Annotated in this window: 15 protein-coding genes and 1 other RNA gene; 6 read left to right on the plus strand and 10 right to left on the minus strand. The window is 56.5% G+C overall.

Annotated elements, in window-relative coordinates:
* Nucleotides 1–20: 20 nt before the first annotated feature.
* The gene (locus MWH02_RS20805; RefSeq protein ID WP_271461352.1) at nucleotides 21–1,931 is read left to right on the plus strand and encodes a BglG family transcription antiterminator; all 1,911 of its coding nucleotides are present in this window, start codon (nucleotides 21–23) and stop codon (nucleotides 1,929–1,931) included.
* Between the two features lie 178 nt (nucleotides 1,932–2,109).
* Here MWH02_RS20805 and MWH02_RS20810 read toward each other — a convergent pair whose 3' ends face one another.
* Nucleotides 2,110–3,009, minus strand: a complete 900-nt coding sequence (locus tag MWH02_RS20810; protein ID WP_101762897.1) for a LysR family transcriptional regulator — start codon at nucleotides 3,007–3,009, stop codon at nucleotides 2,110–2,112.
* 129 nt (nucleotides 3,010–3,138) lie between these two features.
* Between MWH02_RS20810 and MWH02_RS20815 the strand changes: the two genes are divergently transcribed.
* Nucleotides 3,139–3,840 carry a pirin family protein gene (locus MWH02_RS20815; protein WP_271461353.1) on the plus strand — a complete coding sequence of 234 codons (702 nt, stop codon included), beginning with the start codon at nucleotides 3,139–3,141 and terminating at the stop codon, nucleotides 3,838–3,840.
* 54 nt (nucleotides 3,841–3,894) lie between these two features.
* On the opposite strand, the gene dolP is transcribed toward MWH02_RS20815, so the two are convergent.
* From dolP to MWH02_RS20835, 4 genes are read right to left on the minus strand one after another with little or no spacing between them, the layout of a single operon-like run.
* On the minus strand, nucleotides 3,895–4,467 hold the full coding sequence (gene dolP, locus MWH02_RS20820; protein ID WP_101762899.1) for a division/outer membrane stress-associated lipid-binding lipoprotein: 573 nt from the start codon (nucleotides 4,465–4,467) through the stop codon (nucleotides 3,895–3,897).
* Between the two features lie 14 nt (nucleotides 4,468–4,481).
* Nucleotides 4,482–5,069 carry a DnaA initiator-associating protein DiaA gene (diaA, locus tag MWH02_RS20825; RefSeq protein ID WP_007890352.1) on the minus strand — a complete coding sequence of 196 codons (588 nt, stop codon included), beginning with the start codon at nucleotides 5,067–5,069 and terminating at the stop codon, nucleotides 4,482–4,484.
* A gap of 14 nt (nucleotides 5,070–5,083) precedes the next feature.
* Complete coding sequence (locus MWH02_RS20830) at nucleotides 5,084–5,479, minus strand: YraN family protein (RefSeq protein ID WP_008103534.1); 396 nt, start codon at nucleotides 5,477–5,479, stop codon at nucleotides 5,084–5,086.
* Nucleotides 5,437–7,455, minus strand: coding sequence for a penicillin-binding protein activator (locus MWH02_RS20835; RefSeq protein WP_271461354.1), 2,019 nt, complete (start codon nucleotides 7,453–7,455; stop codon nucleotides 5,437–5,439). Before MWH02_RS20835 ends, MWH02_RS20830 begins: the two co-directional genes overlap by 43 nt.
* Before the next feature lie 62 nt (nucleotides 7,456–7,517).
* On the opposite strand from MWH02_RS20835, the gene rsmI reads away from it, so the two are divergent.
* The 4 genes from rsmI (at nucleotide 7,518) to mdtI (ending at nucleotide 9,977) form a co-directional block, all read left to right on the plus strand.
* Nucleotides 7,518–8,381: a 16S rRNA (cytidine(1402)-2'-O)-methyltransferase gene (gene rsmI, locus MWH02_RS20840; RefSeq protein WP_217549747.1), complete on the plus strand. Its 864-nt coding sequence runs from the start codon at nucleotides 7,518–7,520 to the stop codon at nucleotides 8,379–8,381.
* A 33-nt stretch (nucleotides 8,382–8,414) separates the two neighbouring features.
* Nucleotides 8,415–8,793, plus strand: an RNA gene (rnpB, locus tag MWH02_RS20845) — RNase P RNA component class A.
* A gap of 517 nt (nucleotides 8,794–9,310) precedes the next feature.
* A complete protein-coding gene (mdtJ, locus tag MWH02_RS20850) occupies nucleotides 9,311–9,661 on the plus strand; it encodes a multidrug/spermidine efflux SMR transporter subunit MdtJ (RefSeq protein WP_101762902.1) in 351 nt (116 codons plus the stop codon).
* Nucleotides 9,648–9,977, plus strand: coding sequence for a multidrug/spermidine efflux SMR transporter subunit MdtI (gene mdtI / locus MWH02_RS20855; protein WP_176970535.1), 330 nt, complete (start codon nucleotides 9,648–9,650; stop codon nucleotides 9,975–9,977). Before mdtJ ends, mdtI begins: the two co-directional genes overlap by 14 nt.
* 34 nt (nucleotides 9,978–10,011) lie before the next feature.
* Here the strand turns inward: mdtI and MWH02_RS20860 are convergent, their stop codons facing one another.
* The 5 genes from MWH02_RS20860 to MWH02_RS20880 form a co-directional block, all read right to left on the minus strand.
* The gene (locus MWH02_RS20860; protein WP_217549745.1) at nucleotides 10,012–10,986 is read right to left on the minus strand and encodes a glutathione S-transferase family protein; all 975 of its coding nucleotides are present in this window, start codon (nucleotides 10,984–10,986) and stop codon (nucleotides 10,012–10,014) included.
* 80 nt (nucleotides 10,987–11,066) lie between these two features.
* Nucleotides 11,067–11,477, minus strand: a complete 411-nt coding sequence (locus tag MWH02_RS20865) for a DoxX family protein (protein WP_271461355.1) — start codon at nucleotides 11,475–11,477, stop codon at nucleotides 11,067–11,069.
* A gap of 207 nt (nucleotides 11,478–11,684) precedes the next feature.
* Complete coding sequence (locus MWH02_RS20870) at nucleotides 11,685–11,969, minus strand: YqjK-like family protein (protein ID WP_008103516.1); 285 nt, start codon at nucleotides 11,967–11,969, stop codon at nucleotides 11,685–11,687.
* Nucleotides 11,966–12,364 (minus strand): phage holin family protein, encoded by a 399-nt coding sequence (locus MWH02_RS20875; RefSeq protein ID WP_192236531.1) that lies wholly within the window; start codon nucleotides 12,362–12,364, stop codon nucleotides 11,966–11,968. Before MWH02_RS20875 ends, MWH02_RS20870 begins: the two co-directional genes overlap by 4 nt.
* A gap of 2 nt (nucleotides 12,365–12,366) precedes the next feature.
* Nucleotides 12,367–12,672, minus strand: a complete 306-nt coding sequence (locus tag MWH02_RS20880) for an ElaB/YgaM/YqjD family protein (RefSeq protein ID WP_007890363.1) — start codon at nucleotides 12,670–12,672, stop codon at nucleotides 12,367–12,369.
* Nucleotides 12,673–12,703: the final 31 nt, after the last annotated feature.

Genomic DNA, 12,703 nt, shown 5'->3' on the forward strand with positions numbered 1-12,703 from the left:
TGAGTAACAGGTGAGGCTCCGTGAGATTTCCCAATCAGCGTCTGACTCAGCTTTTCGCTGCGCTGCAAAATGAAACGCTGCCGCAGGATGAGCTGGCACGTCGCTTTTCCGTTTCAACGCGCACGGTGCGCACCGATATCACCGCGCTGAACGCGCTGCTGGAACAGCATGGCGCGCAGTTTGTGCTGGCGCGCGGCGCGGGATATCAACTCAAAATTGACGATGCGGCGCGCTTTGGCCGCTTACAGCAAGAGAGCGCGACGCCACTGCGCGTGCCGCGTACCTCGCAGGAGCGCGTGCGCTATCTGCTGACGCGCTTTCTGACTGCGGCGTATTCGATCAAGCTGGAAGATCTGTCCGAAGAGTGGTTTGTCAGCCGCGCCACGCTGCAAAGCGATATGGCAGAAGTGCGCGAATGGTTGGGCCGCTATCACCTTAATATCGAAACCAAACCGCATTACGGCATGAAGCTGTTTGGCAGCGAGGCGGCGATCCGCACCTGCTTAACCGACCTGCTGTGGCAGATCGATCAGGAGACGCCGGACAGCCCGCTGCTGACGGTGGAAGCGCTGCACAGCGGCATTCTGGCGCAGCTCCAACCTTTGCTGCAACAGTGCTTCGCCCAGCACGCCATTCGCCTCAGCGATGAAGGCGACCGCTATCTGCAAATCTACTGCGCGGTGGCGGTACGACGCATCAGCGAAGGTTTCCCGCTCAACGATCCGGGTGCGGAAGATGTGGGCGAGGAAGTGCGCGAGGCGGCGCACGATCTGATTAACCTGATGCGTCCGCTGGTCGGCAAACCGATTTCACAGGCGGAAGAGAACTGGCTGCGGGTCAACATCGCCGCCCGCCAGATTCAGGCGCTGGCACCGAGCACCATTAACGCTGACGACGCCGATGCGCTGGTCGATTACCTGCTAAATTACATCAACACCCATTACAACTATCGGCTGCAGCATGATGAGCAGCTGCGCGCCGATCTGCTCACCCATATCAAAACCATGATCACGCGGGTGCGCTACCAAATCCATATCCCCAATCCGCTGTTGAGCAACATCAAACAGCACTATCCAATGGCCTACGATGTGACGCTGGCGGCGGTGACCAGCTGGGGTAAATACACCCCTTACACTATCAGTGAGAACGAGATCGGTTTTCTGGTGCTGCACATTGGTGTTGGGCTGGAGAGGCATTACGACGTCGGCTATCAGCGCCATCCACAGGTGCTGCTGGTGTGCGACAGCGGCAACTCCACGCTGCGCATGATTGAGGCGCTGCTGCTGCGCAAATACCCGCAATTGGTGGTGACGGCGCGGCTGTCACAGCGCGACTATGAACTGCGCGAGCATATCGATGAAGACTTCGTGATCTCCACCGCGCGGCTCAGCGAGAAGAACAAGCCCATTGCGGTGATGTCGCCATTCCCAACCGAGTTCCAGCTGGAGCAGCTCGGCAAGCTGGTGCTAGTGGATCGCACGCGCCCGTACATGCTGGAGAAGTACTTCGACGCGCAGCACTTTATGGTGCTGGATAAGCCGATGGCGCAGTCAGAGTTGTTTCGCCTGCTATGCGATCAGTTGGAGAGCGAAGGTTTTGTCGATGCGGATTTCTATCCGTCGGTTGAGGAGCGCGAAGCGATTGTCAGCACCCTGCTCGGCGAAGGCATCGCGCTGCCGCATTCACTCGGACTGCTGGCGCAGAAAACCGTGGTCTACACGGTGCTTGCGCCCCATGGCGTAAGCTGGGGCGAGGAGACAGCATCGGTGATTTTCCTGCTGGCGATCAGCAAGAGTGAATACGAAGAGGCGATGGCGATTTACGATCTGTTCGTCACCTTCCTGCGCGAAAGGGCGATGACGCGGCTGCGTGATTGCGCGGATTTTGTCAGTTTCAAAGCGGTGGCGATCGATTGTTTGAGTCGGATGTAAGGGTTGTGCGTGCTGTCCCCCATCCCGGCCTTCCCCCGCAAGCGGGGGAAGGAGATGCAGCTTCATCACTAACATGTGGCAGCATCTTCCTCCCCATGCAGCTTCATCACTAACATGTGGCAGCATCTTCCTCCCCCATTTATGGGGGAGGACCGAGGAGGGGGACTGCGTGCACAATCTACCCGCGTTTCGCCAGTAACCTCGGAATCTCACGCAAACACCAGGCTTTGGCTTCGCCCATGCTGTCGCGGCGCCACGCCATAATAATGTCCACTTCGCGCGTATACTCGGCGCTCACCACGCGTAAACGACCTTCGGCGATATCCTGCTCCACCATCGGATACGGCATGGTCGCCACACCCAAACCGGCCAGCAGCGCGCGGCGTTTATCATCCATGCTGCTTACCGTCAGACGCTGCTGCTTATCCAGCAACTGCACCGTCAGCACTGGGCGCTCGCGCGCGGTGTCCGCCACCGCGATGCCGCGATACTTCACGCGCGTCACTTCTGACAGCGGCTCAGCTTCCTGATGAATTGGATGATCCGGGCTGGCAACGTAGACGCTCATCGTGCTGTACAGCTTGCGGGTGTTGATTTCGGTTGAGGCGCGGAAGTGCATATCCGGGGCAATCACGATATCGGCGCGGCCCTGTTCCAGCCTTTCCCAGGCACCGGCTAATACTTCCGTGATGAGAGAAATTTGCGTATTGGCTTTTTCTGACAGCTTCTCAACCAGCGGGAATAAACGCTCGGAAGGCACCAGCGCCTCGGCAACAATGGTGAGATGCGTTTCCCAACCGCGTGCCAGCGCTTCGGCATCGGTGGTGAGCTTGTCGGCGGCTTCCAGCAGCACGCGGCCCCGTTCCAGCAGCATGCGGCCCACGTTGGTGAACTTGGTGCGGTGGCCGGAACGGTCAAACAGCACCACATCCAGCTCTTCTTCCAGCTTCTGCATGGTGTAACTCAGCGCGGAAGGGACGCGACCCAGTTCATCGGCCGCAGCGGCAAAGCTGCCACGACGGTCAATAGCATCCATCACACGTAAAGCTTCAAGGGTTAACGCGCGGTCTTTTGCCATGCCGATTCTCTGTCAGTAAATTTGAACATGCCAGGCAGATTAACTGGCTTACAATCCGGCGTCCAGACTTTTACCATAATCCTATCAAGCCTGCGGTCGGTTCTCACCGCAGCGCGTCGGAGGATTATCATGATGACAACCCGCTGCGCGTCCGCATGTGGCCAGGCCGATTTCGGTTGGTTGCAGGCGCGCTACAGCTTCTCATTTGGCCACTATTTCGATCCAAAATTAATGGGCTACGCGTCGCTGCGCGTACTCAACCAGGAAATTCTGGCACCGGGCGCCGCATTCCAGCCGCGCAGTTATCCGCAGGTCGATGTGCTGAATCTGGTGTTGCAGGGTGAAGCCGAGTATCGCGACAGCGAAGGCAATCATCTGGTGGCGCGTGAAGGCGAGGCGATGCTGCTCTCTGCGCGTCAGGGCGTGAATTACAGTGAAATTAACATCAGCAAAGATCGCCCGTTAACCCGCATGCAACTGTGGCTGGCGGCCTGTCCGGAACGTGAAAACCCGCTGTTGCAGAAGCTCGACCTGCCGCAACAAACCAGCGTACTGATCGCCTCGCCCGATGGCGCGCAGGGCAGCCTGCAGCTGCGCCAGCAGGTTTGGGTGCATCAGGTGACGCTAGCGCCGGGTGAGCAGCACACGGTGAAATTGCACGGACCGCGCGCTTATCTGCAATCGATCCATGGTTCGCTGGATGTGCAGGCCAGCAGCGCCAACCAGCAGCCGCTAGGCTGCGGCGACGGCGCGTTTCTCAGCGATGAGAACCAGATTAGCCTGCAGGCCAGAACGCCGCTGCGCGCGCTGGTGATTGACCTTCCCGCCTAACCCTCACGCACAAAAAAGGGCGACCGAAGTCGCCCTGATGCTTTGCTGTAACGCTTATTTGAGAATGGTGAAGGCCGTAGTCACGTGCTTCACGCCGCTCACCCGGCTGGCAACATCGGCCGCCGCCTTCGCTTCTTCTGCAGTAACCAGTCCCAACAGGAACACTTCACCGTTTTCGGTGGTCACTTTCACGTTGGAGGATTTCACCTGATCGCTGCCCAGCAACTGCGAGCGGATTTTGGTGGTGATCCAGGTATCCGATGACGAGGTGCCGAGGCTGACTTTCTGTCCATTACGGATTTCGTTATACACCTCGGTGGCCCCATCAACGCCCATGGCGATCTGTTTGGCACGGCTTGCCAGATCCGGGGTTGGCGACTGGCCGGTTAGCAGTACTTTGCCCTGATAAGCGGTGACAACCACGCGCGCCTGGTTTTTGATCTGTTCATCTTTTGCCAGTGCGTTCGAGACGCGCAGCTCCAGCGTACCGTCATCGACCTGCGTGCCCACGGTGCGCGGGTCAGTGGCGGTTTTGGTGGCGACGGCAGCGCCGCCGGCAACCACGGCAACACAACCTTGCAGCAACATGGCGGTTAAGAGAATGGCGACAGCGTTCAATGCTTTCATTTGAGCTCCTTCAGTCATTCCTGGTGTGGGAATAAAGTGTTATCAATCAAATCGCACAGGCAGTTCAGCGTCAGCATATGCATTTCCTGAATGCGCGCACTGCGATGTGATGGAATGCGAATTTCCACATCATGCGGACCGAGCAGGCCCGCCAGCTCACCGCCGTCGTGGCCGGTTAACGCAACGATGGTCATATCGCGGGTAACCGCAGCTTCAACCGCTTTGACGATATCGCGGGTGTTGCCACGGGTGGAAATGGCCAGCAGCACATCACCAGCCTGACCAAGCGCTCGAACCTGCTTGGCGTAGATTTCATCGTGCAGACGATCGTTACCAATCGCCGTCAGCATCACATTATCAGCGCTTAGCGCCAGCGCAGGCAGGCTAGGGCGCTCTGTCTCGAAACGGTTAATCATGCTGGCGGCAAAATGCTGGGCATTCGCCGACGACGCACCGTTACCGCAGCTAAGGATTTTGTTACCGTTCAGCAGCGACTGCACCAGCGTCATCGCGGCGCGGGAAATCGCATCGGGCAGCGCTTCGGCTGCGGCGATTTGGGTCTGAATACTTTCGGTAAAACACGCTTTAATTCTGTCCTGCACAAGACCACCTGGTTCTATCCATCGGCATTAAAGGCATCGGGCAGCCACTCCAGCTCACGCCCGGTAATGGCAATGATGTCAAAACGGCAATTCACCGTATCAAAACTGCCGCCACGCGCCAGCAACCAGAGCGCGGCGGCACGCAGCAGCTTTTGTTGTTTCTGGCGCGTTACGCTGGCGGCGGCACCGCCGTAGCGCGCATCGCGTCGATAGCGCACTTCAACAAATACCCAGCAATCGGCGTCGCGCATAATCAGGTCAATTTCCCCGCTGCGACAGCGTACATTGCTGGCAAACCACTGCAGCCCGGCGCGCTCCAGATAGCGACGCGCCAGTTGTTCCTGCTCAGCGCCAATGCGCTGGCGGTTTACTGCACCGGAACGATCTGTCCCTGACGATACTGGTTCCATGCCAACTTCCTGTTGATCACGCAATCCGTGTCGGCGTTCAGCTTGCCGGTGTTGCCATCAATGGCAAAGCCAGGCACCTGACGCATCTGGTTAAAGTTATTCGCCAGCGTCCAGGCATCAATGCCCATCGCGTAGAGGCGAACCAGCGAATAATCGTTGTTGAACGACTTCGCCGCCTGCTGCATTAAGCCCGGATTGCTACCGGACAGCAGCGGAATATCGCTGAACTGCAGGCCATCCATCTCCAGACGGAAGTCCGGGCCTGCACCCGCCTGCGCACTGCGTGAGCTGGCGTAGAGTGCGGTGTTGTTGCGGCTGCTGGTGCGCATCGCAATCATCGGCTTGATCAGCTGCAGCTCATCCTGGCTGGCGACGATGTACACCGCATCCACGCTACCGCTGCTGGCATCGGCCGTTGGCGCCGGTGCGCTGGTTTGCGGTGCAGGAATCGTCAGGCCAGCAATCGCCACGCTCTGCGATTGTGCAGGCTCAACGTTGAGCGGCGTGCCGCTTAACGCGATACCCGCACCGCTGTTGATCCCTTGCTTGAGTTCGCCGACGCCGCCAAAACGCTGTTGCAGTACGGTTGAGCCACCCAGCGTTTGCCACTCTTGCGCGAACGCTTTGCTGATACGGTCGCCATAACTGCTGCGCGGCACCAGTAATAATGGCTGGCGTTTGCCTTGCTCGTAGATATGGTGCGCGGCATCGCGTGCTTCGTCTTCAGGAGAAAGCGCAAAGTAACAAATATTCGGATGGTTCTGGATCTGTTCTGGCTCGTTCAGGGCCAACACGTTAAGCGGCGTGTTGCTATTGGCAACGGTTTCAACGTCATTTTTTAGAAGCGGGCCGACCACCAGCGTGGCGCCATCTTGCTGCGCCTGCTGCATCACCTGCGCAATCGGCTGGCTACTGGTGTCATACACTTTCACCTGCGCATTGCTGTTGCCCTGTGCGGCGGAGGGTTGTGCGGCTGGCTGTGACTGCTCGGTTTGCGGCGGTGTGTTACCTGCAACGGCGGGGCTGACCACGCTATTGGCGTCCGCTGCCGGCTGTGCGCTGGCATCGGCTGTATTAGCCTCAGGAGCGGCTTGCGGTGCCGGTGCATTGAGCACGCCATTGCGCGCATCGGTGAAGCCTTTCTGAATCGCATTGGCAAACACCTGCGCCTGGCCGTTAAGCGGCAGCAGCAAGGCGATGGTATTGGTCGACGCTTTGGTGAAGTTCTGCACCTGGCTGAGCTGGGTTGGCAGTGTCTTCGCGCCTGGGTTCTGCGGATAACGCGTCTGCCAGTCCTGAATCGCCGCTTTCAACATTTGTGGGTCCTGGCTGTTTGCGCGCCAGGTATTCAGCAGATCGAGCCAGCCCTGCAGGGTATTTTCATCAGCATTGATCACCAGGCTGTTGATCTGATCCTGGGTCATCTGCGTCAGCGCTTGCCAGGTTGCATCGATATTGCTTTGGTGATCGGCACCTTTCAGCAGCGGCTCCTGCGCAATATAGGCACGCAGCAGCGAGAGTGAAGGACGATTCTGTGCCGCCGCGATTTGCAGCGCGTAGTAACGCACCTGCTGGTCCTGCGACAGGCCGCCGCTTTTCACCTGGCCCAGCAGCTGTTGCGCACCGGTGTAATCCTGCTGCCCAATCTGCATCTGCGCGCGCAGCAGCAGCAGTTCTTGCTGTTGCACATCGCTTAACTGCTGCGGCAATTGATTGAGCTGATTCGCCGCCTGCGGATACTTTCCTTCCTTCAACAGGGCACGGATGGCAAGTAATTGCCAGTCGGTCTTGCTATCATCGCTGCTTTGCTGCACCTGCTGCAGATAATAGTCAGACCGGCCAGTCGCAGGACCCTGAATATTGACGTTAGAGGTTTGTTGCGGTCCCTGACCACTACAGGCGGCTAAAATCAGCCCAGCGAGAAGAACAGGTACTAAGCGTCCTGCTTTATGACGTACGACTTTTGAAGGAAGCATACTGTATCCAGTGATGTTTTTTTCAAGATGCTCAATATTAAATCGGCAATTCGGATGAAACAATGAAACAACTCGATCGGGCAGAGATTTCTGCCAGCACGCTCTATATCGTTCCTACCCCGATCGGTAACCTGGGTGATATCACTCAACGAGCGTTGACGGTGCTCTCAAGCGTCGATCTAGTCGCAGCGGAAGATACACGTCATACCGGGCTGTTGCTACAACATTTCGCCATCAATGCGCGACTCTTCGCACTTCACGACCACAACGAACAGCAGAAAGCTGAGGTGCTGTTAGCTAAGCTGCAAGAGGGCCAGAGCATCGCGCTGGTCTCCGATGCCGGCACGCCGTTAATCAACGATCCCGGCTACCATTTAGTACGTCGCTGCCGTGAGGCTGGTGTGCGCGTGGTGCCGTTGCCAGGTGCCTGCGCGGCGATTACAGCATTAAGCGCGGCGGGGTTACCGTCCGATCGTTTCTGTTACGAAGGGTTTCTACCGGCCAAAAGCAAAGGACGTTGCGATGTGCTGCGCGCGCTGGGTGAAGAGCCGCGTACGCTGATTTTCTACGAATCGACCCATCGCCTGATCGATAGCCTGCGGGATATGGTCAGCGTGTGGGGCGGCGAGCGCTACGTGGTGCTGGCGCGTGAGATCACCAAAACGTGGGAATCTATTCAGGGCGCACCGGTCGGCGAGTTGCTGGCGTGGGTGCAGGAAGATGAAAATCGTCGTAAAGGCGAGATGGTGCTGATTGTTGAAGGCCATAAAGCGGATGAAGAAGCGCTGCCAGCGGAGGCGTTGCGCACGCTGGCGCTGCTGCAAAAAGAGCTGCCACTGAAGAAAGCCGCTGCGCTGACGGCGGAAATTCATGGGGTGAAGAAGAACGCGCTTTATAAGTACGCGCTGGAGCAGCAAGAGGCGTGACAAACGCTGGCAAATCGCCTATTATCCCGCGCCGAAGCTGACCAGACAGTCGCCGCTTTGTCGTCGTCCTCTTTCGGGGGGAGACGGGCAAAGGGGAGGAAAGTCCGGGCTCCATAGGGCAGGGTGCCAGGTAACGCCTGGGGGGCGCAAGCCTACGACCAGTGCAACAGAGAGCAAACCGCCGATGGCCCAGTAATGGGATCAGGTAAGGGTGAAAGGGTGCGGTAAGAGCGCACCGCGCGGCTGGCAACAGTTCGTGGCACGGTAAACTCCACCCGGAGCAAGGCCAAATAGGGGTTCACAAGGTACGGCCCGTACTGAACCCGGGTAGGCTGCTTGAGCCAGTGAGCGATTGCTGGCCTAGATGAATGACTGTCCACGACAGAACCCGGCTTATCGGTCAGTTTCGACTTTTTTAAACACAAAACCCGCTTCGGCGGGTTTTGTGTTTTCTGGGGCTTGTGCGTGCTGGTCCTCAGCCTAACCTTCTCCCGCAGGCTGGAGAAGAGACCGATCGAGCGATCTTTCAAACCGCAATAAACAGTTCCCTCTCCTGTGGGAGAGGGCTAGGGTGAGGGCATCAGTCTAATAACATTAATTAAACGCCTCCACGTAAAGAAATGAAAATCCCTGAAAACATTACTGCCGCTATGCCAGAATAAGCGCGTGTTTAACTACTGAGGACAAATTTAATCCACACTGACGAGAAGCAACAACGTGGATAAGTTGTAATTTTATGGACAAAATGTTTGCGTCAAATAAGGCTTCACTCTCCTCCTCTCTCTCTGAATCAAACTGCTCAATCTGCGATCAGCACTGGCGCTTCGCGCTTTAGTTCCGTTCTCTCCTATTCTGACTTTTTAATTTAACTTTGCTAACACGCCTATTTTCGCGTGGGTGGCGTTTATTTCTCGTTCAGGAGAGAAATCATGCTGTATTGGATTTTATTAGCGCTGGCGATCGCCGCGGAAATTATTGGCACCGTCTCAATGAAATGGGCCAGCGTAAACGGTGGCAACGCCGGTTATATTTTTATGCTGGTGATGATCGCACTTTCTTATATTTGTTTATCCTTCGCCATTAAACGTATTGCCCTTGGCGTGGCGTATGCCATGTGGGAAGGCATTGGCATTCTGTTTATTACGCTGTTTAGCGTGCTGTTGTTCGATGAAGCCTTATCCGCCATCAAAGTAGCCGGCCTGCTGACGCTGATCCTCGGCATTGTCCTGATCAAATCCGGCACGCTGAGCCGCAAGGAGCTGCGCCATGGCAACGTTTAACTGGATACATATCGCATGGCTGGCGCTGGCCATTGGCCTGGAGATCGTCGCCAATATCTTCCTGAAATACTCCAACGGTTTCCGCCGTCCACTGTTTGGCGTGTTATCGCTGGTGGCGGTGCTGGCGGCGTTCAGTGCGCTGGCGCAGGCGGTGAAAGGCATCGATTTGACGGTCGCCTACGCGTTATGGGGCGGGCTGGGATTGGTCGCCACCGTGGCGGCAGGCTGGATTCTGTTTGGCCAGCGTCTGAGTCGGGTTGGCTGGCTGGGCGTGGGATTGTTGTTGATCGGTATGGTGCTGATTAAGTTTGCCTAAAGTTCCCTCTCCACGTTGGGAGAGGGTAAGAACATCAACCCCGGCCGTGTGGCTCATCCCAGTCAAAGGCTGGACCCAGCGAGATCACGCCGCTTGGGTTGATGGTTTTGTGGCTGCAGTAGTAGTGATGGCGAATGTGCGGCAAATTAACCGTGTCAGCGATGCCTGGCATCTGATAGATGTCGCGCAGGAAGCCGCTCAGATTACGGTAATCACTGATGCGGTGACGATCGCACTTAAAGTGGGTTACGTAGACCGGGTCGAAGCGCACCAGTGTGGTCCACAAGCGCAAATCGGCTTCGGTAAGTTGGTTGCCAGTGAGATAGCGGTGTTGGCCAAGAATCTGTTCGAGACGCGCTAACGAATGGAACAGCGCCGTTACCGATTCATCGTACGCCGCCTGCGAAGTGGCAAAACCGCTTTTATACACGCCATTGTTAACAGTGTCGTAAACCCAGCTGTTCACTTCATCAATTTTGTCGCGCAGCTCCGTCGGATAATAGTCACCCGCGCGGGCACCTTGCGCATCAAAAGCGCTGTTGAGCATGCGCATGATATCGGCGGATTCATTACTAACGATGGTTTGCTGGGTTTTATCCCACAGCACTGGCACGGTCACACGGCCGGAATAGTGCGCATCGGCGTGCAGATAGATTTGATAGAGAAACTCTTTTTGATACAACGCATCGCCGGTGGCGTCAGGGAAGCTGGCGTCAAAGGTCCAGCCGTTCTCCAGCATCAGCGGATGCACCACCGAAACTGAAATCATCTCCTCCAATCCCTTGAGTTTAAGCATTAACAGCGTGCGATGCGCCCACGGACAGGCAAGCGAGACGTAAAGATGATAGCGACCACGCTCAGCGGCGAAGCCCGCTTTGCCGGTTGGACCGGCGCTGCCATCGGCGGTAACCCAGTTACGCCAGACGGCTTCTGTGCGCTTGAAGCGGCCACCGGTTGACTTCGTATCGTACCAGGTATCATGCCAGACACCGTCAATCAGCTGTCCCATAAGCCCTCCATAATAAAAAGGGGCGAGGAAAATCCCCGCCCCTGCAATTCAGTATATGTGTTCTCTAACGCTTGTGCTGCTTAGCGTGCGGTCGCTGGCTGAACGCGCTGACGAATCAGTCGGTCAATGCTGTAAGCGCCTGGACCTACCAGACCCAACACCAGGAAGCCACCGGCGATGGAGAGGTTTTTCATGAACATCAGCTGGTTAACACCTTCCGCGAAGTTGCTGTGGAACAGGAACGCGGTCAGCAGAGTAAAGCCAGCGGTGAACAGGGCGGTAAAGCGCGTCAGGAAACCGAACAGAATCGCCAGGCCGCCACCGAACTCCAGCAGAATAACCAGCGGCAGCAGGAAGCCTGGGACGCCCATCGCCTGCATGTATTGTGCGGTACCGGCGTAACCGGTGATTTTGCCCCAGCCTGCGGTGATAAACAGAGTGGTCATTAGTACGCGTGCTACCAGCAGGCCTGAGTCTTCGAATTTTTTCATCATCTACTCCAACAAGGTTTTTGTTGCAGGTTGTTGGCCTGCGGGTTTTGAATCCCCTTGAACCGGTTGTTTCAGTTCACTGGGCTGATGGAGGGAGATGATAATCGCAGGTTGAAAGAGTTGTAAGCGAGATAAACTGTCAATGTTGTTCAGTAAATTTGAGGAGAGTAAAACCGAATCAATTCGATCCGGTTTTAAAGAGAGAAGCTAGCGGGTATTTAAAGTCGATTTGATCATGCGCCAGGTGCTCCAGACGCCGAAACCGCGCTTGGCCCAGCGCAGCAGACGATTGGGGCTGCGAATCGACCAAATGGCCAATGCACTGCTGCCAATCGCCAGATAACGACGCATGCCAATGATGGTTAACCAGCCGCGATCGTACTGCGCGGTGCTGGTCAGCCAGTCGCGGCTGTCGGCGCTGAGGTCAAGCCGCTGCTGCTGCACCTGATTGAGCAGTTCGTGAATGCGTGCTTCACGTTCGCGGCGGCTCATGAGCGATGCTCCTCCAGCAGTTTGCGATCGGTATCCAGCTCTTTACGCGTATGGCGCAACAACGTTGACTGACGCGATTTGTATAACGTCCACAAACCGAAGATGAGCGCCAGAGCAAATAGCACCGCCGTAGTGATGGCAATCGCCATCAAGCGATATTGTGCGTCCACCGCCCAGATGATCAACACCATCAGGCTCATGAGACCGAAAGCGGTAAACAGCATAGTAAGGCCCACCATCATCAGCATCTGAATCAGGTTGGCCTTTTCCTCCTCCAGTTCCACAATTGCCAGTCTGACGCGCGTCTCGACCATGCTAACCAGCGTGGTAACGACCCGTTGACCGATGTTAAAGACCCCTTTGCCGGGGCCGTGGCTTTGCTGACTATCACTCATCATTAACGCCGTGAGATTAAAATGCCGATGAGAATACCTACCGCTGCACCGATACCCACGCCGTGCCACGGATTGTCGCGCACGTATTCGTCCGCTTTTTCCGCTGCTTCACGCGTGGTTTGTGCAATACGTTCGCCGGAATCGCCGAGACGTTCACGGGAGCTTTCAATAGCGCCGCGCGCTTTATGACGCAGTTTATCCAGCTCACCTTTGGATTTATCTGCTGAGCTGCTCAGCACTTCTTCCAGGGTATCAGCCAGATTTTTCAATTCAGCGCGCAGATGTTCAGATGTTGTTTCTTTAGCCATGGAAATCTCCTTTTACAGCATTGAGTTAAGT

The sequence above is a fragment of the Pantoea leporis genome (genome assembly GCF_028048155.1).
In the GTDB taxonomy this organism is placed as follows: Bacteria; Pseudomonadota; Gammaproteobacteria; order Enterobacterales; family Enterobacteriaceae; genus Pantoea; species Pantoea leporis.